Origin of the sequence: Paenibacillus silvestris, from assembly GCF_009882985.1 — a bacterium.
Taxonomy (GTDB): Bacteria; Bacillota; Bacilli; order Paenibacillales; family NBRC-103111; genus Paenibacillus_E; species Paenibacillus_E silvestris.
In genome coordinates this window covers 591,087-617,534 of sequence record NZ_WTUZ01000040.1, presented here as the reverse complement: position 1 = coordinate 617,534, position 26,448 = coordinate 591,087, and the positions used below count along the sequence as shown (strand labels likewise).

The window sequence follows — 26,448 nt, the reverse complement described above, 5'->3', positions numbered from 1 at the left end:
GTCATGATGGACTGCTCATCCAATTACATGGAATTTCTCCCGCTATTGGCCATCAAATCGCTCCAATTGAACCGTTCTGGTTGAATTAGCGGGAGGTTCTCCATCTATATCCCTTTTTCTGCTGGATTCCGCTGAAATAGCGGTAGAAATTCCAGTTCATCACTGGCGGTAACCAGCTTTTCCCATCCATTTATTAACCCTTGTCCAATTCATTCTGAGGAGAGATGAACCATGTCAGATAAAGTCGTAGGCGGCAGTTTTGTCATTTCAGATATCGATTTTCACAATATCGTGACCCCGGAGGATTTTACCGAGGAGCATCGCATGATCGCAGAGACGACGCGCGATTTTGTAGCGGGTGAAGTGATGCCGAATGATGAGCATATCGAGAAGCTTAATTACGATTTGACGGTTAAACTGATGAGAAGCGCAGGCGAGCTTGGTTTGCTCGGAGCTGATGTGCCGGAGATTTATGGCGGCCTAGGACTTGATAAGGTAAGCTCCACGATCATCAGTGAAAATCTGGCGCAAGCGTCTGCTTTCGCTTTATCAATTGGCGCGCATGTCGGGATTGGGACGCTGCCGATTGTCTTCTTCGGGACTCCCGAACAGAAGAAAAAATACTTGCCAGACCTCGCCACAGGCGCAAAAATTGCGGCATACTGCTTAACCGAGCCAACTTCTGGTTCAGATGCTTTGGGTGCGAGGACAACTGCGCGGCTTTCAAGTGATGGCAAACATTATCTGTTGAATGGTTCCAAACTATATATTACGAATGCGGGTTTTGCCGACATTTTCATAGTGTATGCCAAAATTAATGGAACGGATTTCACGGCATTTATCGTGGAAAAAGGGGATCCGGGCTTTACGATGGGACCTGAAGAGAAGAAGATGGGGATTAAAGGTTCGTCGACCCGTCCACTATTTTTTGAGGATGTCAAAGTACCTGTGGAGAATTTGCTGGGCGAAATTGGGAAGGGCCATCTGATTGCATTTAACATTTTGAATATCGGCCGTTACAAATTGGCTACTGGCTGTCTGGGCGCATCGAAGGAAACAATCGAATTGTCCGCCAAGTATGCGAATACCCGTCAACAGTTCAATACGCCAATATCCAAATTTCCGTTGATCGGGAAAAAGCTGGCTGAAATGAATATTCAAACTTATATGCTAGAGAGCATGGTTTATAGAACGACAGGGCTTATGGATCAAATCCTAAAAGATATCGATCATACGAGTTTGGATGCAGGCAAGCATTCGGCAAAAGGCATTTCTGAATACGCGCTGGAATGCTCGATCAATAAGGTGTTCGCCTCGGAAGTTCTGGACTTTGTTGCAGATGAAGGCGTGCAAATTCATGGTGGATACGGCTACATCCAGGAGTATAAAGTTGAACGCATTTATCGCGATTCGAGGATTAATCGTATTTTTGAAGGTACGAATGAGATTAACCGTCTGCTAATTCCGGGTACATTGGTGAAGAAAGCCATGAAAGGCGAGCTGCCTTTGATGCAAAAAGCGCAAGCGCTCCAAGGAGAGTTGCTGTCGATTGTGCCAGGCCAAACTTTTGAAGGTACACTGGCTGAAGAGATTCATCTGATTTCGATGGCGAAGAAAATCTTCTTAATGGTTGGCGGACTTGCCGTGCAGAAGTATGGAATGGCATTAGAGAAAAATCAGGAAGTGTTAAGCAATTTGGCGGATATCATGATTCAAATTTTTGCGGGAGAAAGCGGTCTGCTCCGTACCCAAAAGCTAATTGCCAAGAGTGGCGAAGAGAAGGCGAAAAATGCCATTCAAGTGACAACGGTTTTCGTGCATGAAGCTTTTGATAAAATTGAGGCATACGCGAAGGAAGCGCTCAGTACGATGGAAGAAGGAGATGTTCTTCGGACTCAGTTATCCATTTTGAAAAAGCTGTCAAGACGCAGCACTGTCAATACGACCCAGCTGAAGCGCGACATCGCCGCACGTGTTATTCAGGGTGAGAAATTCATCGTCTAGTCATCCGTGTGAAGAACCTGAAGGGGATGGTTTTGTATGAGTGAGGCAAAGCCTTGGCTGCGTCATTATCCAGAGGAAGTGGCGCCGACGTATGAGTACCCTAAGCATAATCTTGCACGTTTGTTGGTAGATTCCGCGCATAAGTATCCAGATCGACCTGCCTTATATTTCCTTGGCAAAACGATGCGTTATCATGAGGTGCTTGAAGCGTCTTATCGCTTTGCGAATGTTCTCAAGGGGCTTGGTGTGTGCCAGGGGGATCGTGTATCGATCATGTTGCCCAATTGTCCGTCTGCCATTATTGCCTACTTCGGCACGCTTATGATGGGTGGGATCGTCGTCATGACGAATCCGCTGTATATGGAAAGAGAGCTGGTCCACCAGCTCTCCGATTCCGGGGCAGAGGTCATAGTTACTCTGGATTTATTATTTAATCGTGTGCAAAAGGCCAAAGCGCAGACGCTGATTCGTCATGTCATTGTGACATCGATTAAGGATTACTTACCTTTTCCGAAAAATCTGCTATATCCGATTAAAATGAAAAAAGACGGAGCAAAGCTAGAGGTTGCTTACGGCGAAGGCGTGTACGCTTTCAAAAAGCTGCTTCGAGAAGCTTCATCGCAACCTATATGTGTGGAAGCAGACGCAGATACGGATATTGCTTTGCTTCAGTATACTGGAGGTACTACGGGGGTTTCGAAGGGAGTTATGCTGACTCACACCAATTTGATCGCCAACGCGTACCAAACGACGAAATGGTGCTATCGGATTCAAATGGGGGGCGAGCGATTCCTCGGAGCAATCCCCATCTTCCATGTGTTTGGCTTGACGGTGCTGCTCAATCAATCCATGCTGCAGGCAGGTAATCTGATTCTAATCCCCAAATTTGATATCGACTTGATCTTAGATACGATCAATAAGATGAAGCCCACAATTTTTCCTGGCGCGCCGACCATGTACATTGCAATTATTAATCATAAAAGGGTCAAAGAAGTTGATATTTCTTCCATTAATGTTTGTGTAAGCGGTTCAGCACCACTGCCTTTGGAAGTTCAGGAGCGTTTTGAAGCTTTGACTGGAGGCAAGCTAATTGAAGGTTACGGATTAACGGAAACCTCTCCCGTTACACACGCCAATCCCATTTGGGGTTATCGTAAAATTGGTTCGATTGGTGTGCCTTTACCTGATACAGCTGCTAAGGTTGTTGATGTAAACACGGGTGAAGAGCTACCTGTTGGGGAAATCGGTGAATTACTGATCAAAGGCCCGCAGGTCATGAAAGGGTATTGGCAGCGTGAGCATGAAACGGCCATGACGATTCGTGATGGCTGGCTCTACACAGGGGACATGGGGCGTATGGACGAGGACGGTTTTTTCTCCATCGTCGATCGTAAAAAGGATTTAATCATAGCTGGAGGATTCAATATTTATCCGCGAGAAATCGAGGAAGTGCTCTTTGAACATCCAGCTATTTTGGAAGCGACGATTGTTGGGGTGCCGGATGAATACCGGGGGGAAACGGTGAAAGCATTCGTCGTGTTGAAACCCGGAATGACGTTAACGGAAAAAGAGCTTGAGCTGTGGTGCCGTGAGCGTTTAGCTGCTTTTAAAGTTCCACGGAAGGTAGAGTTCCGGGAATCCCTGCCCAAGACGATGATTGGGAAAGTGCTGCGCAGGCAACTATTAGAAGAAGAGAATAAAACTTGAGCGTCTCTTCTTGTTTGTTCGGATAAGGGTTAGCCCTTTACAAGGAGAGTGGAGGGGGATCCTATGGATAATGCTCACGAGCGAGTGAATAGACGACTGCAGCAGTTAGCAGCAGCGGCGGAACCTACGTTTTGGGGGTTTCTTGGTTGTGAATTCGTCGAAATGAAAGATGGCCTTATTACGATTGCTTTGGAGGCAAAACCTCATCATTTGAATCCGATCGGCATTGTCCATGGCGGTGTGTTATCCTCTTTGCTGGATAATGCGATGGGGATTGTCGTTATGACGGCAAGGCCGGAGGATAAGGTTGTAACAACGAATTTGAACGTTCACTTCGTCGCTCCGCTTTATGAGGGGCGGCTGATTGTAACGGCTGAGCTTGTTCATCAATCCCGTAAAATGATTACAACGCAAGGACGAGTAATGGATCGCGAAGGAAATCTAGGAACGATGGGCACAGGGACGTTTCGTGTGATTTAGTGGAAAAAGGCATTTGGGACGAGGGGCATGTGCGAGCATGTCTCTCGTTTCTGTGTCTATATGTTACATTAAATAACATCGTTGTGCGATATAGACATAAATCGTTCAAAAATATTTAACCTATGTTATATAATCTAACACAAATACATTGACTGTTTGGTCCTTGTCATCCTATAATCTGTTAAAAGGCATAAGGGGGGAAGCACGATGCATCTTACCATTCGTGAAGCATTATCCATTTATCCATTAACGGAAGCGAAGCTTGTAGCTGGCAAGCAAGGGGAATCCCGCATCGTTAAATCGGTCAATGTTATGGACGCGCCAGATATTGCAGACTGGACGAAGTCCGGTGAAATGCTCTTCACCACCGCTTTCGCCATGAAGGATAGTCCGCAGGAAACGGTCAATTTACTTCGTAAATTAAATGATCGCGGCGCCGCTGGACTAGGGATCAAGCTTGGTCGCTTTTGGACGGAGCTGCCACAGGCTGTGGTTGAAGAAGCGGATCGGCTGCATTTTCCGATTATTGAGATGCCCTTCCAGTTTACTTTTTCTGATCAAATGAATGCCTTGTTCAATGCAGAATATCGCCGTAACACGAAGCTGCTGCAATCCGTGCTGGAGAAACAGACGAGATTAATGCAGTTCGGTTTGAAACAGGACAATATGGCTTCAATGTTCCAATTACTAAGTAATATTCTTGGTTATCCCATGGCTGTCGTTGGGGCCAGAGGGCAAATTTTATATAATACTAGCGCATGGAAGCAAGATCAACTAGCTCAGAACTGGCCTAAGCGAAAGTGTGGCTGGGTATATTCGAATAAAGACCGCGCGTACCGAGTCGGACTTTACCAACAGGATGATGAGCTCCTTGGACATTTGCTAATCATGCCAGATGCCGTTTTGCTAGCGAATGTAGAGGAAGGCTTGTTCCAGCAAGCGGCTGACATTCTAACGTTTCATATGAACTATACGTTCCGATCACATGTGGAAGCTTCAGCAGAACGGGATTTGCACAACTCGCTATATCGCTATTTGGAAAAAGGGACGTCACTTGAGGAGTTCCTGGAGCAGGCGGAGGGCAGAGGGTTAACGCTCTTTACGGGTTCTTACCAATGTGTGATTAGCAAAAGTAAGCCTGAAGCTCAGTTAGACGAGCAACGGCAGGGAAGAATGAAGCGGCTAAAGGAGTATATGGAGCTGCATCCCAAATCCAGTCAATTGCGCGCGAATCACTTCATACTCAAAGATATGATGTTCTCCATTTATTCAGCGAATCAAGCCGAGGGCTTTCCTGAGGATGAACTGGCACAGCTCCTGATCAAATATGCAGGAGATTCAGGCTGTCGGGAGGAAGCCGGAGATATGATTTTCTATACTAGCGCCATGAAAGCTAAGCCGACTGCATTAAGAGAAGCTTACATGGAATGTATGGAGACACAGCGAATGGCTAATAAGCTTGAGTTATCAGATCGCGTAGTTCACTACGAGACGATAGAGTTCGCTCATCTATTCCAGCATGTGTCGGTCAATATGATGGAAGACTACTGTGCCAAAGTATTGCGTCCGCTCTTGGAAAAGGATGCTGAATATTCGCAAGAAATGATTCGAACCTTAGAGGTCTTCATTCGAAACGATGGTCAAGTTAGCGAAGCGGCCAAGCAATTATTCATCCATAGAAATACAGTCACCTACCGTTTAGAGAAGATCAGTGATCTTTTACAGGTAGATTTCAAGAAAGTTAACGATCTTTTGAAACTGAAAGCTGTTTTCTTATTCCGTCAGTTCTTGCATGTCAGACAATAATTCCTGAACCCTGAGTCGCTTTGTTGGCGCTCAGGGTTTTCGTTTTTCCAGTGTGATAACGGTAATTTCGGGTCTGCAAAGGAAGCGAAATGGGAGGAACGTTGTGCCAATTCCCCGATTCGTATAGACAAGCAGTTTGGAGTCGGGTACTTCGTAAAGTCCCATCACATATTTTTTGCCTTGCATCGGAGTAAAGAGTGCACCTAGGAGAGGCAAGCGGATTTGTCCTCCGTGGGAGTGGCCGGATAGCTGCAAATCAATGGGTTGCGCGGCAACTTGATTAGCGAAATCGGGACAATGCGAGAGCAAGAGCGTAAACATTTGAGCATTGGTGCCTTGGAGAGTTTTGACGATATCGGGGGAACCTGTAAGACGATCTTCGACGCCTGCAATTTGAATGGTCTGCCCTTTATAGGTGATCTTCTTGCAGGCATTAATCAGTGTTTGAAACCCGCCATTTTGGAGGATTGGCAGCGTATAGTTTTTATCGATCCATTTATCATGATTGCCAAGCACAGCCCATTTGCCGAGTGGCGCCTCTAAGCTGGCGAGCAGTTTGCTTGTTAATGTTTCGTCTTCCGTAATTCGGGCATCGAATAAATCCCCTGTGAAAGTTAGAAGATCCGGTTTTTCTTTATTAATAAGTGTGACGATACGTTCTAAATCCCTTAAATTAAAATGATGACCAATATGTAGATCACTGAACTGTACAAGTTTAAGGCCGTGAAAGGCATTAGGTAGCCTCTCGAATGAGAGTGTGATTCTAGTCGTATCATACCATTTTGTTTCAATGAAGCTGGAATAACTGCCAACAAGACCTCCGGAAGCCAGCAGAGAACCTGCAAGCAGAGCGCCTTTTTTGAGAAAAGTACGTCGAGTCACTGGGGGTGTTGATTGCATCATGTTCCTCCTAGTTCCAAAGCTCATTTTATATATTAATTATAGCAATAGCATGCTGTGTTTGCGAATCTTGCGAGGTCTGGCGAGTTGCATAAGCTCCTTACTTAATTTATAATAATTATTATTTAATAGGAAGGGAGAGATTGAAATGTCAGCATGGAAAGAGCTCACAACGGTTGATCAATGGCAGGAAGTTTGGGACCGTTCCTCCGATAAACCAGCAGTCGTTCTGAAACACAGCACAACTTGCCCGGTAAGCGCAAGCGCGCTTGATGAATATGAGCAATATTTGTCAGGAAAACCAAACGAGGAAGTAGATTATTACTTGGTTAAGGTAATCGAGTCTCGCCCAGTTTCTAACCAAATTGCGGAAGATCTGGGGATCAAGCACGCATCACCGCAAATTCTTTATTTCAAAAATAAAGAATCCGTATGGAATACATCGCACTGGTCTGTTACAACTAAGCATATTACAGCTGTTTTAGACTAAAATAGTGCTCAGGATTTAAATGAAAAGCCCATGGTGGCTGCCTATGATTGCTTAGGCGGTTGCTGTGGGCTTTTTTTTTGGATGATGAATCTACGCACATTATTTGCTATAAATAAGAACGATTGATTTTCATAAAATGGTTCAAGTGTCGCGTCATCCATAATTGGAAAATACTGTTGATTAATTGTTCTATCTGTTCTATATTGTATATACAATGTAGAACAATGGAGGTGGATGATGTTTATACAGTTAGACATGGAATCACAAACGCCTCTCTATCAACAAATAATAAAGCAAATTGTTGAAGGAATTTTAAGTGGAGGGCTTCAAACTGGGGAATCATTGCCTTCTGTACGCAGATTAGCTTCTGATATAGGTATCAACATTCATACAGTGAGTAAGTCTTACAAGGTTCTTCAACAACAAGGATATATTCGGATGCATAGGCGTAAAGGTGCGGTTATTGCTGAGCTTATTCCAGAACGAAAGAGCGAACCGCAACACATCGTACAGTTAAAAGAAATGCTGCATCCTATAGTTGTTTGGTCAGTCAGGAGAGAGATCTCATCAGCTCAAATCAATCTTGTCGTCGCTGAGCTTATTCAGTCCATACACAATGATACGGAAGGGGATCACTTATGAATGTTTGGGAGTATGGAATATTTAGAATTATACTACTTCTTGTAAATGTACTTTATCCTACGATTGCTCGACGACGTACTGTTCGTTTCGGGGTTGTAATTCCTGCTGACAAAGTAAATTATATTCCATTGCGTTCCATCGAGAATTGGTACCGCGTAGTCAGCGGTTGCATTGGTGGCTTATTTTTGATTGCAGAGCTTGTTTTGGTGCAGTTGGAAGTTATCTCTTCATTAGCAGCATTGATTTATCTCATGCCCTTGTCTCAAACTGCGAATTTTATTATTTATATCATCACGTACAGGAAAGTAAACTCCATGAAAAAGGAGCAAGGATGGCAAGTGGGAAATCAACGTTTTGTGGGAGTCGACCTTTCTACTAAAAAACGAGTCTTCATGTCCCGTTGGTTCTATTTGTTCCCCATATTTTTTATTGCCCTCAATGTACTTGTTATTGTTTACTTTTATGATAGAATTCCTGATCAATTTCCTATTCATTACACGAATGGTGAAGTAGATCGTATAGCGGAGAAGTCGATTCTTTACGTATTTTTAACTAATTTGATTCAGCTTGGTTTTCTTGCCATTATGCTCGGTGTCATAGAAGGGATTGGAAGAAGTAAACGACAAGTAGATATGACGGTACCTAATGATCCAACTAATCAATATTTGCGTAAGAGACACGTACAGATTATTTATACGATTACAGCAATCGGATTGCTTCTTTTCTCTATTGTACAAATGGCAATAATCCAATTTCTTTCATCCAATATTGGCTGGCTAATTGAGGCTGCGAATCTATTAATTCTCGCTATTGCATTTACATTCGGTCGTGATTCGAAACGAATTTCCCAGCACGAGACAGCATTAATAACATATCCTTCGCAGCAAGGAAAGGTTTGGAAGATAGGATTGTTTTACGTTAATGCTCAAGACCCTGCGATCATTGTTGAGCGGTTGGAGGGAACTGGATTTACTGTTAATTTTGGTCGAGTCGGCGGATGGGCAGTCGTGTTTACGCCTGTATTCTTCGCTTCTGCCATGATCTGGTTTAGTATTCGTTGAGATGTTCATTCTGGTGAGCGGCATCTGTTTCCTCTAATCCATTCTCCAATTTGTTCCCCCATTTCGTTCTCCAAGTACTTAAAATCCTTTCTGCATCTGACAACAATTGAACAATGTCTAAAAAAGATTGGCAATCCAGGCATCCTCCTATATAATGATTTGGTGTTTGGCATCAACAGGGTAACTAAGCAGCAAGGAGTTTTGTAAGATGAATGCAATGAATAGAACAAAGGTTCCAATTCCTGTCTTTTTGTTAATTGGTATTATCGCAATCTCGTTTTCAGCTATTTTTGTTAGATGGTCTGATGCACCTGCAGCAGTCACGGCTATGTATCGTTTGTTGATGACCAATGTATTAATGCTGCCTTTTCTATGGAATTATCGGTCAGAGATTACTAGCATTCGCCTAAGAGACTGGCTGCGAACGGCGGCGTCCGGCATCGCGCTTGGCTTGCATTTCTTATTCTGGATGGATTCCCTTCGATTTACGACGGTGGCAAGCTCGACAGCGATTCTCACGTTGGAGCCGATCTTTGTCTTGGTTGGAGCGTTTCTGTTTTATGGGCAAAAAACAAGCCGCGCGGCTGTTATGGCGATGTGTGTGGCTATCGTAGGAGCCGTTTTTATTGGATGGGGTGATTTTCAATTTTCAGGCGCGGCATTGAAAGGCGACTTTTTATCCCTGATCGGAACCGTAGCGGTTGCGCTGCACATGCTTTGGGGCAAAGGATTGAGAGAGCGGATCTCCGCTTTTGTGTACAGCTTTTTTGTTTTCCTGTTCGCTGGGCTTGTACTTGCGATCACGAACGTTATTACGGGAACCTCCTTCACCGCTTATCCAGCGAAAGAGTGGGGCGTTTTCTTGCTGCTTGCCATCATCCCGACGGTCTTCGGTCACTATGTATTCAACTGGCTGCTCAAGTATATGAAGGCTTCCTCCGTTTCGATGACGGTCTTAGGTGAGCCGCTTGGAGCATCTATTTTGGCTTATTTCTTACTGGGTGAGAAGATTACCTCGATTCAGCTTTTGGCTGGATGCCTATTGTTAGTTGGAGTTGGGTTGTTTTTGCGGAGCAACGAGAAACAGTAATTTATTAGGCGTTAATTGAACAAAGGTGAAATACGAGGCTCGGCAGATTTGTTTTTCCACTTGGAGGGTTAACGTGAGATTTCGCGATTTTCATCGTAATGTTAAATTAAGAATCGGCCTTTCATTTCTTTCTGGTACCGCGAATAATATGGTGCTTCCCTTCATGTCTATTTACTTTTCTGGAAAATTAGGGGATACGAGCGCTGGACTTGTGGTCATTCTCGGGATTCTAGCAGGTGTCATCGCGGGTATTGTAGGTGGCTATTATGCGGATCGAATTGGTCGTAAAAAGCTGATGCTTACCGCAGAAGTTGGTTGGATGTTTTGCTTTATGGGGATGGCTTTGTGTAATTCGCCATGGTTGTCGTCCCCGTGGATGACGTTTGTTCTGATGATTGGCGTGAGTATGTTCTGGGGCGTTCATGGACCTGCCAATGATGCGATGCTGCTCGACGTTACAGCTCCTGATATTCGCAAATACATGTATGCCATTATGTACTGGATGAACAACTTATCCTTTGCGATTGCTGGTATAGCAGGGGCGTTCTTATTCAAATCCTACCTGTTTGAGCTGTTCATAGGCTTATCGGTAAGTGGACTAATATCGCTAGTTATCACTTATTTCTTCATTCATGAAGTCTACGAGCCAAAACATTTACCTGATGATACTGATGGAGTAGAGGGCAATCTTCATAGAAAGACGTCCATATGGTCTAATTACAAGCTGGTGCTGCATGATAAAACATTCATGATCTTCACAATTGCATCTTTATTGTTGGTCTCAGTGGAGTTTCATCTGGGAAATTATGTGGGTGTCCGTTTGGAAAAAGAAATGGTCTCTGCCCCGTTCATCCCTTGGATGGAGTCATCCTGGACGGTAGATGGACTCAAGATGTTAGGTTTTATCCGTACAGAGAATACAGTGCTCGTGGTTGTTCTTTCCGTGCTCATGGGTGTATTCATGCGGCGGTTCTCGGATAGCAAAGTGCTGTTTGTAGGCTACACTTGTTACATTTTGGGCTATAGCTATTTAGCTTACAGCAACCAACCTTGGCTGCTGCTGCTCTCGATGTTCATTGCAACCGTTGGCGAGCTGATGTATGTGCCGATTAAGCAAGCTTACTTGGGGAATATTGCCCCAGACCATGCAAGAAGCTCATATATGGCTCTCTTCGGGATGGTATATAAAGGAGCAACGCTGCTCGGCGGTTTAGGCGTAATCCTTGGAGGCTGGATGCCATCTTGGTTGATGGCAACGCTTATTGCGATTAGCGGAGTCATTGGGATGATCATGTTTTACGCCATTTTGGGTCAGCTCGAAGAGCGTAAAGAAAAGGCGGAGAAAAGCCACAGGGAGGCAACTGTTGCAGCTTCATCAGCTAGCGTCACGGCTTGAGCCTGTAATTAGCGCCGATTACTCCTGGTAATTCTCATCATAACCCCAGTTTATACCAAATAACTGGAATTTCCACCGCTAATTTCACCAATTCTAGCGGATTTCGTGCAGCTACAGGTAATTTAGCTGGAGTTTCTACCTTTATTTTATTTCATGCCAATGAGCAGGTTAGATTAACGGTAGTTTTTCCATCTATTTCAGTTTGGTGGGCTAACTGGCATGTACCGCTGGAGCGGGGAAAAAGGGGCTGTCCCTCAGGACTATCATAGTCCTGTTGTGACAACCCCTTTTCTGTCTTACTTTGTTGTTGCGGTAAACTCATCTTTGATTCTTTGCAGCAACTCTGGGCTGCTAATGACTTCGTAAGCCGTGTTAGCCAGCGCTTTGGCTGTGAAAATCATAGCGTCAAGCGCAGGCTCTTGCAGCGCTAGATCACGGAATTCCTTGGTGTGCAGCATGTGCTTCTCGCCAACGACTTTAACGAAGGGGTGGATCGTTGGACATTGAATCGAAACGTTACCGAGATCCAGTGAGCCGTGATCCTTGCCGATTTCAATGTCCTTAGGGTCGATTCCCATCTCGTGAAGTTGATCCGAGAATACCTGGGACAACGTTTCGTTGGTTCGCAGCTCGTCATACGAATATTCGTAGAAGGACGTTTTGAGCGTGCAGCCTGTTTGCAAAGCAGCACCCTCCGCGCAGTGGAGCACTTTCTGGACAAGCTCATCGGTGTAGGCGCGAGTCCCTGATCGGACATAGAACTGCGCGACGGCATAGTCCGGGATAATGTTAGGCGCTTTGCCGCCTTCATTAATAATGCCGTGAATACGCGCATCCGATTTGATCTGTTGACGCAGCGCGTTGATGGAATTGAATAGCTGGAGTACGGCGTCCAACGCGTTAATGCCTTCATAAGGCTGTGCAGCGGCATGTGCAGAACGGCCGAAGAATTCATACTGAATCGCATCCATTGCCAGGGACTCACCGGATTTTTCGTAGGTGTAATAAGGATGTGCCATCAAAGCGATATCCACGTCGCGGAATAGTCCTGCTTCGGCCATGGGCACTTTCGCACCCTTGGTTTCCTCAGCGGGAGTCCCGTAGACACGAATACTGCCGCCTGTTTCGGCGAGTACAGACTTAAGCCCGATAGCTGCACCTAAGCTCATCATGCAGATTAAGTGATGTCCGCAGGCATGTCCCAGATCTGGCAAAGCATCATACTCCGCTAAGAAGCCAACAACGGGGCCCGCTTTCCCTGAATCATAGGTGGCGATAAAAGCTGTTGGAATATCTAATACGCCGCGTTCAACCTCAAATCCATGATGTTCCAGCTCTTCCGTTAAGCGGGCGAAAGCCTTGAATTCTTCATGTCCGAGCTCAGGATTCGCGCCAATAAAGCTGGAAATGGCTTTGAATCTGTCCGCGTTATTGTCAATGGTTTGTGTGATGGTTGATTTCATATGTGAGAAGGCTCCTTTATCTAATTACTTGCTTTTATTGTAGTATAAAGGAGCGCAAACTACCACTTTAAGGAGCTCTGAGTTACAATAAAGTGAACGAAGTTCAAATAAAAAAGATCAACTTGCTGAGAAAAACATATTGTGGGGGAAAAGTCAGATGATGAAATATGGCGCAGAGCACGTTGAACACAAATTTACGTTATCTTTTATGGAATCCGAGGTACGCGGACAATGGCGCGACATTTATCTAAGGATGCATCTTGAGGCCGGCGAAACGTTTCCGGAGGATCTCATCGATCCAACGATTCTTGTGATTTGCAATTTGGATGGGGTTATTGTGCAAATTGTGCTTCATGACGAGGGCTGTGACTGCGAGTTTCAATTCACGTATGCAGAAAAAGCGCAAATCGAAAATTTTGTTCAGGAGCATGTAAACGTATAAAAATCTTGCCGCACAACTGGTAGGAGTGTCCCTTCCCAAACTGGGCGCTGACGCATATACTATCCTACGTCAGGCTTCAGGGAGAGGATAGCATGGATAAGACGATTAACTATTTGGCATTTGGCGATTCACTAACCGTTGGTTTTGGTGCACCGGATGGTCGTGGATTCGTGTACAGCTTTAAGATGAAAGTAGAGCAGTGGCTTAACGTTCCTGTTCAATTAATCCAAGCAGGCACGAACGGTGCTACGACTAGCGAATTGCTCCAAACGCTGGAGTCCGATCCGCAAATTCAGAAGGATATCCAAGAAGCGGATATTATTACGATTACAGCTGGCGGTAATGATTTAATCCAAGCGGCAATTCCTTTCTTTTACCAAAATGATCCTGCCTTTCTAAAGTCAGCACTTCAAACGTACGAATCGAATTACAAAGAAATTATGGCGAAAATAGAAACGCTGCGGCAAGGTATCGACACCCCGTATGTCATTGCCTTGATTGGATTGTATAATCCATTACCGCAGGTCCCTGAATCGGCTTATTGGGTGCAGCGTTTTAACCTATTTTTACGGAAATTAGAGCAGCCGCATATTCATATCGTTCAGGTATATGATGCTTTTATCGGGCAGGATACCCGTTATCTTTCGGACGATGCCATTCATCCGAATGAGGATGGTTATGATGAGCTGGCGCGTCAGGTTGAGAGCGTCGTTTCACTTCAGCAGCTGCAGCAACTGATTCCTTAATTAAGACATGATGACATATCCGAAGATAGAAACGAAATGACAGGCGCTACCGGCGAGCACGAAAATATGCCAAATGGCATGGTGATAAGGGATGCGCCTCCATACATAGAAAATCGAACCGAACGTGTACAGCAATCCGCCAACTACCAGCCAAACGATGCCGCCGAAGGGCAGGCTCGCGTAAAGCGGCTTAAAGGCAATAACAATGAGCCACCCCATGAGAATATAACATAACGTTGAGATGAGGATAAATCGCTTCACATAAAATATTTTGAGCACGATCCCGGCTAAGGCAAGCCCCCAAATCACACCAAAGAATGACCACCCCATAGGTCCACGCAGCGTCACAAGCAAATAGGGGGTATAGGTGCCAGCAATTAAGACGTAAATAGCGGAATGATCGAGCACTTCAAAAATATCTTTCAAACGTGGTTGACTGACGCTGTGCAGCAAAGTGGAGCAGGTGTACAAAATAACGAGCGCCACACCAAACACGCTGAAACTCACAATATGCCACGCATCTCCGTGCAGACAAGCCTGAACAACGAGCAGGATAAGCGCTGCGATGCTTAAAAGGACGCCAATCCCATGGCTGATGGCATTTGCTTTCTCTTCTTGAACGGAATAATTCATGTGAATCCCTACTTTCTTTATTAGCTACAACTACTCCCTAATAGATTGGACGATGAGACTATGTTTTTACCTTCATTTCGACTAGATAATAAAATTGCCCTGGTGACAGGAGCAGGAAGAGGGATCGGCAGAGCGCTGGCAATCGGACTTGCTGAGGCCGGTGCTGATGTCGCCCTTTTTGCGCGTACATCAAGTGATATCGAAGAAGTTGCTGCCGAAATTCGTGCGTTGGGCAGATCAGCTTATCCGTTCCAAGTGGACGTCACGAATAGGGAACAAATTGAACAGGCTGTAGGACAAATCATTGAAAAGACAGGTAGATTAGACATTCTAATCAACAATGCCGGGATGAATATCCGCAGTCAAGCACTGGCCGTAACGGATGAAGAATGGGATACCATCATGCAAACGAATCTCAAATCGGCCTTTTTGTGCGCACAAATTGTTGGTCATCAAATGAAAGAGCAGGGATATGGTCGGATCATCAATATTGCTTCTGTTGCCGGACATGTTGCCCTACGTACAGGTGTTGTATACGCGGCTACAAAGGCAGCCATGATTCAAATGACGAAGGTGCTGGCGCTGGAGTGGGGAAAATTCGGAATTAACGTGAACAGCATTGGTCCTTGGTATTTTAAAACATCGCTTACGGAGAAAATATTGGCTAATCCTGATTTTCTGGCTGATGTTATTGCGCGCACACCCCTGCAGCGTGTTGGGGAGCTTGAAGAGCTGGTGGGACCTGCTGTTTTCTTAGCTTCCGATGCAGCGAATTACGTGACGGGTCAGACGCTATTTGTTGACGGCGGCATGACGATTTATGGTTTCTAATGTATAGTTACTTCATTTTGTATGATTGAGCTTTCCATACATATCCTTTATACTGAACACACAACAATCCATAGTTTTATTGTGGTTTTCAGTTTATAGACGGATAGATAGAGAGATAAGGTGGTTGACCGTAATGTCCCCGGTGCGTATTTTTACAGACAGCACATGTGATTTAAGTGATGAACTCATTCACAAATATCAGATTGAAGTTGTGCCTCTTTATGTTGTTTTTGAGGAGCTATCGTTAAAAGATGGTGTTTCAATCAAACCAGGTCGACTTTTTGAGCTTGTAGATGAAACCGGGAAACTGCCCAAGACAGCAGCGCCTTCTCCGATTGATTTTGAGCGGGCGTTCGAAGGGGCAGTACAGGCTGGTGATGATGTCGTCTATATCGGACTTTCGTCGGAACTGTCTTCGACGATTCAAAATGCATCCATTGCGGCTGCAAATTTTCCAGATGATAGAGTTGCCGTAATAGATTCTAGAACGCTATCAACCGGGATAGGTTTGCTTGCGCTGAAAGCTGCTCATTGGGCTCGGGAAGGTAAGAGCAGTTCGGAAATCAAAACGATGATCGAAGCGTTTCGATCCCATATTGAAGTAGAGTTTATCATTGATACTTTGGAATATCTGCATAAAGGCGGAAGATGTTCGAGCGTCCAGCATTTCCTCGGAAGTCTATTGAAAATTAGACCTGTTGTGAAAGTGATTGACGGGGCTATGACATTGACGGACAAAGTGAGAGGGAAGCGGGAGAAAGCGCTTCAACAACTGTTAGATCGTGCACTTGCACAAAAAGACGAGATGGATACTGAGTTTCTGTTCATTACTCATGCCATGGCAGCTGAGGAAGCTGCGTATGTCAAAGAGCAGATCGAACAACAAACCAATATTAAGCAAGTCTATATAACCGAAACTGGCTGTGTGGTATCCAGTCACTGCGGTCCTCGTACGGTTGGAATCGTTTTCGCCAAAAAATAAGAAATGAGTGTACACAACATGACGACAATCAAGATTATCACTGACAGCAGCTGTGACCTCCCCAAATTGATTGCGGACGAGCTAGGAATTACAATTGTGCCTTTGTCCGTACATTTTGGAGAGGAGTGCATGCCCCCTCACATGGAGCTTTGTGAATTTTATGCGAGAATGAAAGCGGAGAGTGTACTGCCTAAGACGTCTAGTCCTTCACCGCTGCATTTTCTCACAGATTATCAGAAAAAAGCTGAGGTAAATCAGGATATTCTTGTGATTTGTCTTTCTTCTGCTCTGAGCAGTACGTACAATCATGCCCTTATGGCCAAGGAGATGCTCCAGGAGGAAGGTTATCAAGGACGTATTGAAGTCATTGATTCGAAAACAGCTTCTTTAGGGCTTGGTGTGTTAGCCTTTAAAGCTGCGAAAATGGCAGAGGATGATGTTCCTTTTGAGCAAATCGTCCAGGCGATACGACGTTCAGTCGCGTCTTCGGGGACACTGTTTTTCTTGGATACGTTAGAAAATGTCATCAAAGGCGGACGGCTTGATCGGGTCCGAGGGGCCGTGGCTTCTGTTTTGAATATTAAACTCGTCATGAAAGCCAGTGAAGAAGGCTCGATTGAAGTCATGGACAAAATTCGCGGCACGCAGCAAGCGTTGAAGCGGATGATCGCCAAAGTGGGCGAGGCCGTTCACGACTACGAAAAAGATGTGATTGCCGTCGCACACAGCAACTGTGAGGAAAGAGCGCGAGAGGTGTTGAACCAACTCCTCCAAAAGCATCCGTTCCGCAACGTGTTATTTGCGAACATGGGGACTGTCATTGGCACCTATGCGGGAGAAGGCGGCGTACTGATCGCTTATTAAAGAAAAAGAAAGACACCTGATTGATTTCTATGGCTTTAGCCTTAGAGGAATCAGGTGTCTTTTTTATGAAGGTGCAACTGTTGTTACAATCTCAGGATCATCTGTCGAGACAAGCGGTGATAATTCGCCAGGTGCCATCAACCACAACTCATGTAGTGCGCGTGTGCAGCCTACATAAAGCAGTTTGGCATCTATAAGCGTTGCTTCGTAATGTCCAGCCGTCACATCCATCAGCAGAACGGCGTCAAACTCCAGTCCTTTGGTCAAATAGACCGGCACGACCGAGATTCCCCCGCGATACACACGTTGTTTGGATGTAATAAGATTCGTTTCAATGCCGGCTTTCGTCAGGACGTCATGTAATTCCTCAGCCTGCTTCTCTGTACGGGCCACAACGGCAATCGTGCTGGAAGTTCCTTGCTGTAAAGTCGCGATAGCTTGCTCTAACAAGGGAATTCGTCCTTTGAGGTCTGTCTGTAACACCCGAACTTTGTTCCCGCTGCGGAACACAGGAACTGCAAGGAGCGGGTTCTCGACGCCTCGCTGCAGCACAAGATTGGCGAACTGGATAATCTCCATCGTTGACCGGTAACTGCGCTCGAGCTCGAAGTAGCCGCCTTGGTCTTCTTGAAATAGACTTGAGAATTCCTTCCAGTCTTGGATGCCTTGATAAGCGTGAATGCCTTGCGACAAATCACCCAGAATTGTAAAGGAACTATTACGTGTATAGCTATCTAGAACCGCCACCTGGAAAGGTGAAAAATCTTGGGCTTCGTCAATGACGACATGGTCGAACAATTGATCGGACGGAATGCCGTACAGACGTGTATGGATATAAAGGAGTGGAGCGAGATCTTCAAGCTGCACTTCTTTTTTCTTGAAAAGCTTGAGCGATGCAAGAACAATTGGCTCAGGCAGCTCACGTAGAAGCTCAGTAGGCAAGCTGTCTGGGCGGTTGGTTTCAGCGAACAGCATTTTGTAGAAACTGAATGCCGTATGCTCTGGCCAACTGGTCAAATAGGTCCGCAAGCGCTGCGCGGACTTCTTTTTCAGATCTTTCTTCCGGGTTTGCTCCCAGATTTTGTCGAGCTGCATTTCCATCCAACGCTTGATGCGGGCTACGACGCGTTCACGACGTTTGACGAGTGGATAATGCTTATTCTCGACGAAAAACCATTCGCGTATATTGGCTAGGGGCAGCTTAACGCCCTCCCAAGGAATGAAATCCCCTGTTGGGACATAGGAGGACTCGAACTTCGTTAAGCAGTCATCTAAATATTGTTTGAAAAGAATCGATCCTTTAAATCTGCCTGGTGCATGATCATCCACAGGAGGTCTCTTGCTTCCAAGAGAGAACCAAGTTTGGAGGGTCAGTGCTGGATCGGCTAACTTCACTTCTTGATCGAGTACATGTAATGCCCAGTCTGTAAAAGTGCTTTGCTGAATATTGCCAACACCCAGCTCAGGTAAGACACCTGATATGTAATCGAGGAACATCGAGTTCGGTGCGAAAATAATCATTCGCTCTGCGCGAACCTGTTCACGATATTGATATAGCAAAAAGGCGAGACGATGAAGGGCAACAGTTGTTTTACCACTGCCTGCGACCCCTTGAATAATGAGCGCCGTATTCTTGGCTGCTCGGATGATCCGATCTTGCTCCGCTTGGATCGTGGAGACGATATCACGAAGCTTGTTGTCTTTATTTTCCCCTAATCGATATAGCAGAAATTCGTCACCAACGGCTAGAGAGTCTTCAGTTCGGTCATAGGTATCCACGACACGCTGAAGGATTTGTTTGCGAACAACGAGATTTCGCTTCAAATAGACGAGACCTTCAATAAGTCCGTCCGGTGAGTCGTAGGAAGCAGCGTCAAGTCCACCAGTGAATGAATAGAATAAGCTGGCAACGGGTGCACGCCAGTCAATAACTAACAGGTGACCGGTACGTTCGTCTTCTACGCCTGATTTGCCAATATATAATGGCTGGGATGAAGCCGTGCCTGACTCTTGGAAATCTAGACGGCCAAAATAGGGCTCATCGACCGCTTTGGCCAAGTTGTGTCGGCCATTTTCGCGTGCGACTTCTAGTGCTTGTTCCGTTAGATCAGGGCCGTAATAGACTGGAGTTGATCTAAGCCTAGCCAGCTGCTTGTCAATTTCTAGATTCGTTTCTTCGAGTCTTTGCAGTTCTTCTTGATAGGCACTTTGAGTCTTTGTGTCCAAGATCAGTTACCTCCTAAGATCAGATGTTGTGTCTATTTTGCGAATAAACAGGTAAACAATATAACACACCTGTCAGGATATGGGAAGCTAAACCATGTTACGTTATGATATTTGGGGGTGATGGGAAACAATGCTATAATGGACAAGTAGTTATTTTATCGTTGAAGGAGTAGATTGCGGTGTCCATTTATGATATTGAGGTTCAGACCATCACGGGAGAAACGAAGTCACTTTCGGATTACAAAGGGAAAGCATTACTCATTGTCAATACAGCAAGCGCCTGCGGCCTAACGCCTCATTACAAAGGGTTGCAGAGTTTATATGAGCAATACCAGGAGAAGGGCCTTGTTGTTCTAGGATTCCCTTGTAATCAATTTGCAGGGCAAGAGCCTGGGACTAATGAAGAGATCCAAAGCTTCTGCGAGCTTAATTACAACGTCACTTTCCCGATGTTTGCCAAAGTGGATGTGAAAGGTGAAAACGCTCATCCTTTGTTCACTTATTTGCTAAGCCACACACCAGAACCTTATGCTACTAACGATATTGAATGGAACTTCGTGAAATTCCTTGTAGATGCAAAAGGAAATGTAGTCAAACAATACAGCGCGAGAACGGAACCTTCTGATATTGCACCAGATATTGAAGCAGTTATAGCGTAACCTATTTAAGAAAAAAGTTGTTGCAATGCTGACAACCCCTCACTATAATCAGTAATAATCATTGAAAGTGAAGGAGTCGAATCAATATGAATAAGACAACTTGGTTCGTACAATTTCATTATTTTTATAGGCGTTAGCACATACCTGAACTTATCAGGGTGGGCTAACGCATTTCGCGTTGGCCTCCCTGCGGGATAGCAATTCGCGCAGGACCATAGGTCCGGCGCGTTTTTTTATCTCGGGAGAAGGGGCTAGGTGAAGGTATGGGAAACAGCAACCAAAGGTATGAGAGTCCGGAAGATGAGAGTCGGTTCATGAATCACCTCGAACAGGCCAGTGTAATTCTGTTAACACCTAAAGCTTCAACGGAAGCGAATGAGCGGATAAGTGAACTAACGAATGAATTGCAACTAGTTGGTATTGGGGTAAGAATAGAGTGTCTGACATACGATTCTGGGAAACATATAGCGATAGGGCTTGGCATGCGCTTTGTCATTTCGATAAGTGACAGCGGCAAGGCGGAGAATGAAGTCAGCTTGATGGATTTAGAGGAACAGACTGAGATGACGATGCCTTGGGATCGAGCCATTTATATGATTGAAAAAGTGTATCCGCCCGCAAATTTTACATAAAAGAAAACGGAGTGAACTTGAAGATGGGAACTCAATATGGTTTTGTATATGCGCATCCGGATGATGAGACATTTCTGAGCGGATGTTTAATTCGCAAGTACGCGGATGAAGGCAGCAGACCCGCTTTGCTGTTAGCAACTCGAGGAGACGCTGGTCGACATGGGTTAGAGCGGGCCGCGGATAAGTCGGAGCTTGCTAGGCTGAGGGAAGAAGAAATGAACGTTGCTGCTGAAGTGCTAGGGATTTCAATTGTGGAGCATTTGGGCTTCCCGGACGGTCAATTGGCAAATATTAATTTCGATGAGCTAGTCGCCGGGGTTATTTCTTTTATACAACGGTATGAAATAGAAAATGTGTTCAGTTTTGCAGAAGATGGCGGGAATGGTCATCCAGACCACGTAACCATCTCCAAAGCTTCGACGGCTGCTGTATTAAGCGGGAAATGTCCAAGCGTTCGCAGGCTCTATTATGCGGCGTCCGGATTTACGCAGGAGCGGGGACTTGAGCCTTCAATCGTCGTTGATACAGAATCTGGCTGGGCTGTCAAAGCAACTGCCTTGAAAGCTCATGCGACCCAGCACATAGCTATTGCCAAGTATTTTGGTGATGTTGATGTTTTTTCGGAGGCGCGCAGATGGGAAGCTTTTGTACTTGGATGGGAAAATGGTGTCATGTGGCCGGAGATGGCGGGTAGGCATTAGGCTGCAAAGAAATTTTGGACAAGGCGGGTAGGCATAAATGATGATGATCGTAAAAGTTGAAGCTGTACTTATCGCTGATAATCCAGCAACATTTGTGACGAGGGAAATTGACGGAGTAGAGCTGAATTTCGGAGGTATGGAAGGAGACAGACATTTTGGCGTATTGGCCAAAGCTGACTCGAGACAGCCCATGTATAAGAGAGGCACGGAGATCATGAACCGTCGGCAGCTTAGCCTTGTATCTGTCGAGGAGCTTCAAGGAATTGCAGACAGACTAGGCGTCCAAACGATTCGACCTGAGTGGCTGGGGGCAAACATTCTGGTGAGTGGTGCTCCTGAATTAACCAAGCTTCCTATGGGCATTCGAATGATGCTCTCAAGCGGCGGCGGACTAGTATGCGAAGGAGAAAATGTGCCCTGTGCGGGACCTGGCAGAGTGATCGCGGAACATTATGATGACAAAAGTTTAACGAAGCAATTTGTCATACAAGCGCAAAAAAGCAGGGGGATCGTCGCTTATGTTGAATGTCCCGGTGAAATAAAGCCTGGAGATCATATTGAGATTCACCTATAATTTTGCAATATGTTGCCAAGCTACCCCCTCAAAACAGCGCGTTGTTTCGAAAGCTATTTCGAATTAGAAATAGTCTGGTAATAATTGGCTTTGGAAGGTGTAGAGAAATGTCACTTAGCAACTGTGAAGCATGCGGAAAACTATTCATAACGAAATTTGAAAAACGTTGTAAACCATGTGCACAGCTACTGCTGGACGAGTCCCATAAGGTCAAGGACTATGTTCGGAACCATCCAGGGGCTACGCTGATTGAAGTTTATCATGAGACGGGCGTATCGCTCCAGACAATCAAAGATTTGATACAGTCGAATGAGTGAGAGTGGAAGATAGCACACGATCGTAGTGTGGTAGTTTCGCGGCGAAGTATCCGTGTTGAGCTGATAAGAATCTAGCGGAGGCTATACTATAACGGAACTGGAGTCCGCTATTTGGAGGAATACGAGCTGTTTCCTCTCGTGAGGAACTATAGGGCTTTATTCACACTCCTTGGCATGTTTTTCTGGTGAATTTAGCGAAATAGCGGACTGTACTTCCCACTGAAGGCGGAACATGCCGATTTTCAGTGATATAACGGACTGTAGTTCCCCAGTAGAATTCTTGAATCAATTAACGGCGCGTTTGGAGCGGCGGGGAGTTAACAACCGTTGAGGACATGATATTTTTTTACTTTTACATACATAAAACAGAAGTGAGCGGACATACTATCTTTGACGGTGAAAGCAGAGAGGTGTCGTGTCAAAGACAATTTACATTTACACCAAGGGAAGTTGTTGTTGAATCCGTATGGAAGCGAAGAGATGTGCCGCAGAAATCATTAATGTAGTCAGGTACTGCAATAGTGTTGATGAGGTCGAAACCGAGCTGAGTAAGGTTCAAAGCATAGTACCATAAATCTATTCACCGTCATGAGGACTCCGAAAGGGGTCCTTATTTATTTGCGCATAAATAATCCCCCGAAAGGCCCATGAGGCAATCAGGGGATTATTTGCTATGATTATCGCTTCCCAAACACATCTAGCAGCAGCTCATCCTTAACGGGATCCTGCATGTCCCAAGCAGTTGCAAATCGCACCTGATGCGAAACACCGACAATCTCGTATTTGTGCGCTAGATGCTGGCGGGCGGAGCCGATGATCAGGGAATGCAGGCGCAGCTGCTTCTTGTGGCCCAGCAGCGCGAGCTTCTGTTGCGTCGCTTTGGAGATTTGGCCAACGCCATCGGTGACCATCACGAAGTCAGCATCGTGAAACTGCGGCTGATGCTGAACGATGTCCATGCCTCTGCCGAGCGGGGCGTCGAAGTTCGTCCCGCCGCCGAAGGCGAGCTGCGCAAGGCCGTAGAAGCGATCCCAGTCGGGACGCTTATAGGACAAGACGTGCTCGACAAGCTCGCCTTTGGCGCCGAACAGCAGCAGGACGAAGTCCCGCCGCTCAAGAAGCGCGAAAGAGGCGAAGGTCGCGGTAAACAGCTGAGCAAGCCGGAGCTTGCTGCCGCGCATCGAATGCGACGTGTCGAGCATACAGATCACGGGACCTTTTTGCGGTTCTGGCGAGGAGCCGCTGTAGTTGTAGGTCATGAGCTTATTTTCCATCCATTTGACGAGAAAATAAGGCTCAAAATCTTCGTCCGCGAGCAGGCTGGCTTCGCTGGGAAGCAAATGCGCGATGTCTCCGGATTGCCGCAAATCATCGTAAGATTCAGGTACATACGGCGAGCGCTGCTTCTTCCGCTGAACCCGCAGATGATGGATGTTGCGGCCCACCTCCTGCAAGAAAGCCACCAAGTCCTTGCTGCGCTTCAGCTTGTCAATCCACTGCACGTAGTGCTCGAATGTCTGCCTCCGCAGCTTACCCAGCTCGCTGCCCCAGCGCCGGTTCGCGAGCCGCTGACTCGCCTGCACGAGCTCGTGCACATTAAAGCTGTCCGCCTCTTCGAGGGACAGCGTCTCCTTCAAAGATCGTCCGAGCCAGTCGCCTAGCTCGGACTCAAGCTCTTGCATCGCGGCGAGGTCGCGGGCGCTCATGCGATCCAGCTGCCGCTTGCGGCGCTCGAGTTCCTCTTCCGCCTTGCGCAGCTTCGCTTTCAGCTTGTCGCGTTTCATGAACTCCGTGCGCAGCTCGCCTTGCAGTTCCAGAATACGCTGTTTCAACGCGCGTATTTCTTCTACAACAAGCGGCCGCGAGTCGGAGGCTTCTTGCTTGTCTTCGACAGCTCGTTTTCCTTGCTGCAGGGTATAACCGACAAGCCGCAGCTTCTCAATTTGCTTGTCGGTGAGCCGCTCGCTAACGCTTTGGTCCTCTTGACCGCTCATCTGCTGTTTTTTCTCTAGACCGATACCGACTTGCTGCTGTTCCTTTTGACGTTTTTTCACTTCTTTCTCATACGATTCTGTCAGCCACATCAACGCTTTGAGTGCCGTCTTGAAAGAAGCGTTCACTTGTCCGATGGTGCGTGGATGAATGGAGACATAGAAGTATTGCTTGGTCAAGGTTAGCACCATCCAGCGGTGGAAAGGTGTCTCCTCAGAGGCAGCATCGATCTCAGGTTTCGTTAAATAAAAGCACATGAAGAAATCGGCAAACAGTTCTATCGAAAACCAAGGAGCTTGCCGTATTGCTTCGCGCATCCACTCCTGAGCGACGCGGGAAGAATGAACGTAGCCCTCAAACACATACCGATCGACCCGTGTGCAGCGTATGATCATAGCGTAACCTCTTAAAGGGTATAGTCGTACACGATTCCCGGAATTTCACGGTCAAACAATGTGCGATATAAGCCTTGAATGGATTGTAAAATGCGTTCACCCTGGATACGAAGGTGAGTAAATTTAACGGCATATTGCTCGGGATGCTGCAGGAAAATGGATTGTGAGGCAATCCATTCAGGCAGTTTCTTTTCTTTTTCCTGCCAAGAGACGAGTCTGCCTCGCAAACTGCGTGCTGTATCCTCAAGTTCAGTGCGGCATTCTTCCAAGCTGCCTTTAAGACGTTCAGCGGCCTCTTTGGATAAGGAACCGCCGATTTCTTTTTTAAATTGGAAGGCGTGGAGCTCATCTTCCTTGTCGAGCCACTTTTTAACTGTCATATTGTACTGCTGTAAAGGAAGCTCCTGTTCCATCTCGCGTTTGAGCATATCCTGAAATAACGTATCAAAAACGGCTTTAACCTCAGGCAAATCTTCTGGAAAATCCCAAAGCATATGGGGAGTGAGGACGGTATCCCAAACGCCAACCGAACTTCGCCCATGAATGGCGGCTGAGATTTTCCAAGTGTGACCAATTTTATTCCAGCGCCTGTCCGAGAGCACATATTCTTTCTCGTGCAGGGCTGTTTTCAATTGGAAGAGCATGTAGATCAAAGCATCTGGCAAGTGCACATCCATAGCTTGTGTTTTCAATTGGTTAATGTTCTCTGTTGAAAGCAAAGTGGGAAGAGGTGATCTTGGCGCCTGAAACATCAGCTCGAAGCTGGAAATTTGCTTAACATATTCGACCTCAAACCGGAACAAGAAGCGATCGTAAAGTGCAGCTAGCTGCTCGTTATCTTCTGGCAATTCATTGGAGGCTGCCATTAAAAATAACAGCGGTGACGGCTGCTTCAGACGTCCATTGAAGAAAACGCGCTCATTTAATATCGATAAGAGTGAGTTGAGAATCGCACTGTTTGCTTTGAATATTTCATCAAGGAAGGCGAAACGCGCGCTAGGCAGATATCCTTCCGTGAGGCGACTGTACTCATCTTGTTTTAATTTTTGCAAGGAGACTGGGCCGAATAGCTCGTCTGGTGTAGTGAAGCGAGTCAATAAATAGTCGTAATAGGGCTCATTGCCGAATAATTCTGCTGTCGCTCGAGCCAGCTGTGATTTCGCCGAACCGGGAGGTCCGACCAAAAGAACATGTTCACCGCTCATGCTGGCAAGGAGCAAAACTCGGATGAGTTCTTCCCGCTCCATGAACCTTTTCTCGAGATGCCCCATAGCTTCTCTTAATTTGTTCTGTATGACGATGGGATCTTTCATCATGGTTGTCCCCCTTGGCGTATACTTCAGCATTATTGTATCAAACTGCGCTGCAAACATCGAATTTTCAAGATATCTGATTCATAAGCCAAACACCTTAGT

Annotated in this window: 24 protein-coding genes; 18 read left to right on the top strand and 6 right to left on the bottom strand. The window is 46.0% G+C overall.

The window, feature by feature from the left end; translation table 11 throughout:
* Positions 1-231: 231 nt before the first annotated feature.
* From GQF01_RS34825 to GQF01_RS34810, 4 genes are all read left to right on the top strand, one after another.
* On the top strand, positions 232-2,004 hold the full coding sequence (locus tag GQF01_RS34825) for an acyl-CoA dehydrogenase family protein (protein WP_161411903.1): 1,773 nt from the start codon (positions 232-234) through the stop codon (positions 2,002-2,004).
* Positions 2,005-2,040: 36 nt separating this feature from the next.
* Complete coding sequence (locus GQF01_RS34820) at positions 2,041-3,711, top strand: long-chain-fatty-acid--CoA ligase (RefSeq protein WP_161411902.1); 1,671 nt, start codon at positions 2,041-2,043, stop codon at positions 3,709-3,711.
* A gap of 63 nt (positions 3,712-3,774) precedes the next feature.
* Positions 3,775-4,191 (top strand): PaaI family thioesterase, encoded by a 417-nt coding sequence (locus GQF01_RS34815; protein ID WP_161411901.1) that lies wholly within the window; start codon positions 3,775-3,777, stop codon positions 4,189-4,191.
* A 207-nt stretch (positions 4,192-4,398) separates the two neighbouring features.
* Positions 4,399-5,997 carry a PucR family transcriptional regulator gene (locus GQF01_RS34810; RefSeq protein ID WP_161411900.1) on the top strand — a complete coding sequence of 533 codons (1,599 nt, stop codon included), beginning with the start codon at positions 4,399-4,401 and terminating at the stop codon, positions 5,995-5,997.
* Positions 5,998-6,027: 30 nt separating this feature from the next.
* Here GQF01_RS34810 and GQF01_RS34805 read toward each other — a convergent pair whose 3' ends face one another.
* Positions 6,028-6,897: a metallophosphoesterase gene (locus GQF01_RS34805; RefSeq protein ID WP_161411899.1), complete on the bottom strand. Its 870-nt coding sequence runs from the start codon at positions 6,895-6,897 to the stop codon at positions 6,028-6,030.
* Between the two features lie 148 nt (positions 6,898-7,045).
* Here GQF01_RS34805 and ytxJ point away from each other — a divergent pair, with 148 nt between their 5' ends.
* The 5 genes from ytxJ (at position 7,046) to GQF01_RS34780 (ending at position 11,576) form a co-directional block, all read left to right on the top strand.
* Positions 7,046-7,387, top strand: a complete 342-nt coding sequence (gene ytxJ / locus GQF01_RS34800) for a bacillithiol system redox-active protein YtxJ (RefSeq protein ID WP_161411898.1) — start codon at positions 7,046-7,048, stop codon at positions 7,385-7,387.
* A 255-nt stretch (positions 7,388-7,642) separates the two neighbouring features.
* On the top strand, positions 7,643-8,029 hold the full coding sequence (locus tag GQF01_RS34795) for a GntR family transcriptional regulator (RefSeq protein WP_235960817.1): 387 nt from the start codon (positions 7,643-7,645) through the stop codon (positions 8,027-8,029).
* Positions 8,026-9,090 (top strand): DUF1648 domain-containing protein, encoded by a 1,065-nt coding sequence (locus GQF01_RS34790; RefSeq protein ID WP_161411896.1) that lies wholly within the window; start codon positions 8,026-8,028, stop codon positions 9,088-9,090. Before GQF01_RS34795 ends, GQF01_RS34790 begins: the two co-directional genes overlap by 4 nt.
* Before the next feature lie 208 nt (positions 9,091-9,298).
* On the top strand, positions 9,299-10,180 hold the full coding sequence (locus GQF01_RS34785) for a DMT family transporter (RefSeq protein WP_161411895.1): 882 nt from the start codon (positions 9,299-9,301) through the stop codon (positions 10,178-10,180).
* A gap of 73 nt (positions 10,181-10,253) precedes the next feature.
* Entirely contained in the window at positions 10,254-11,576 is a 1,323-nt protein-coding gene (locus GQF01_RS34780) for an MFS transporter (RefSeq protein WP_161411894.1), read from the top strand.
* Between the two features lie 296 nt (positions 11,577-11,872).
* Here GQF01_RS34780 and GQF01_RS34775 read toward each other — a convergent pair whose 3' ends face one another.
* A complete protein-coding gene (locus GQF01_RS34775; protein WP_161411893.1) occupies positions 11,873-13,039 on the bottom strand; it encodes a M20 family metallopeptidase in 1,167 nt (388 codons plus the stop codon).
* 157 nt (positions 13,040-13,196) lie between these two features.
* On the opposite strand from GQF01_RS34775, the gene GQF01_RS34770 reads away from it, so the two are divergent.
* Complete coding sequence (locus tag GQF01_RS34770; RefSeq protein WP_161411892.1) at positions 13,197-13,481, top strand: hypothetical protein; 285 nt, start codon at positions 13,197-13,199, stop codon at positions 13,479-13,481.
* Positions 13,482-13,573: 92 nt separating this feature from the next.
* Positions 13,574-14,227 (top strand): GDSL-type esterase/lipase family protein, encoded by a 654-nt coding sequence (locus GQF01_RS34765; protein WP_161411891.1) that lies wholly within the window; start codon positions 13,574-13,576, stop codon positions 14,225-14,227.
* Here GQF01_RS34765 and trhA read toward each other — a convergent pair whose 3' ends face one another.
* Entirely contained in the window at positions 14,228-14,860 is a 633-nt protein-coding gene (gene trhA, locus GQF01_RS34760; RefSeq protein ID WP_161411890.1) for a PAQR family membrane homeostasis protein TrhA, read from the bottom strand. It lies immediately after the preceding gene.
* A 60-nt stretch (positions 14,861-14,920) separates the two neighbouring features.
* On the opposite strand from trhA, the gene GQF01_RS34755 reads away from it, so the two are divergent.
* The 3 genes from GQF01_RS34755 (at position 14,921) to GQF01_RS34745 (ending at position 17,537) form a co-directional block, all read left to right on the top strand.
* Positions 14,921-15,691 (top strand): SDR family NAD(P)-dependent oxidoreductase, encoded by a 771-nt coding sequence (locus GQF01_RS34755; protein ID WP_161411889.1) that lies wholly within the window; start codon positions 14,921-14,923, stop codon positions 15,689-15,691.
* A 133-nt stretch (positions 15,692-15,824) separates the two neighbouring features.
* Positions 15,825-16,673: a DegV family protein gene (locus GQF01_RS34750; protein ID WP_161411888.1), complete on the top strand. Its 849-nt coding sequence runs from the start codon at positions 15,825-15,827 to the stop codon at positions 16,671-16,673.
* Positions 16,674-16,691: 18 nt separating this feature from the next.
* Positions 16,692-17,537, top strand: a complete 846-nt coding sequence (locus GQF01_RS34745; RefSeq protein ID WP_161411887.1) for a DegV family protein — start codon at positions 16,692-16,694, stop codon at positions 17,535-17,537.
* Between the two features lie 63 nt (positions 17,538-17,600).
* On the opposite strand, the gene GQF01_RS34740 is transcribed toward GQF01_RS34745, so the two are convergent.
* Positions 17,601-19,763, bottom strand: coding sequence for a HelD family protein (locus GQF01_RS34740; RefSeq protein ID WP_161411886.1), 2,163 nt, complete (start codon positions 19,761-19,763; stop codon positions 17,601-17,603).
* A 179-nt stretch (positions 19,764-19,942) separates the two neighbouring features.
* On the opposite strand from GQF01_RS34740, the gene GQF01_RS34735 reads away from it, so the two are divergent.
* From GQF01_RS34735 to GQF01_RS34720, 4 genes are all read left to right on the top strand, one after another.
* Positions 19,943-20,422 carry a glutathione peroxidase gene (locus GQF01_RS34735; RefSeq protein WP_161411885.1) on the top strand — a complete coding sequence of 160 codons (480 nt, stop codon included), beginning with the start codon at positions 19,943-19,945 and terminating at the stop codon, positions 20,420-20,422.
* Between the two features lie 263 nt (positions 20,423-20,685).
* A complete protein-coding gene (locus GQF01_RS34730; protein WP_161411884.1) occupies positions 20,686-21,054 on the top strand; it encodes a hypothetical protein in 369 nt (122 codons plus the stop codon).
* Between the two features lie 23 nt (positions 21,055-21,077).
* On the top strand, positions 21,078-21,755 hold the full coding sequence (locus GQF01_RS34725; protein WP_161411883.1) for a PIG-L deacetylase family protein: 678 nt from the start codon (positions 21,078-21,080) through the stop codon (positions 21,753-21,755).
* 37 nt (positions 21,756-21,792) lie between these two features.
* Complete coding sequence (locus tag GQF01_RS34720; RefSeq protein ID WP_235960815.1) at positions 21,793-22,329, top strand: MOSC domain-containing protein; 537 nt, start codon at positions 21,793-21,795, stop codon at positions 22,327-22,329.
* 994 nt (positions 22,330-23,323) lie between these two features.
* On the opposite strand, the gene GQF01_RS34715 is transcribed toward GQF01_RS34720, so the two are convergent.
* Positions 23,324-25,033, bottom strand: coding sequence for a vWA domain-containing protein (locus GQF01_RS34715; protein WP_161411882.1), 1,710 nt, complete (start codon positions 25,031-25,033; stop codon positions 23,324-23,326).
* Positions 25,034-25,044: 11 nt separating this feature from the next.
* Entirely contained in the window at positions 25,045-26,346 is a 1,302-nt protein-coding gene (locus tag GQF01_RS34710) for an AAA family ATPase (RefSeq protein WP_161412118.1), read from the bottom strand.
* Positions 26,347-26,448 lie beyond the last annotated feature (102 nt).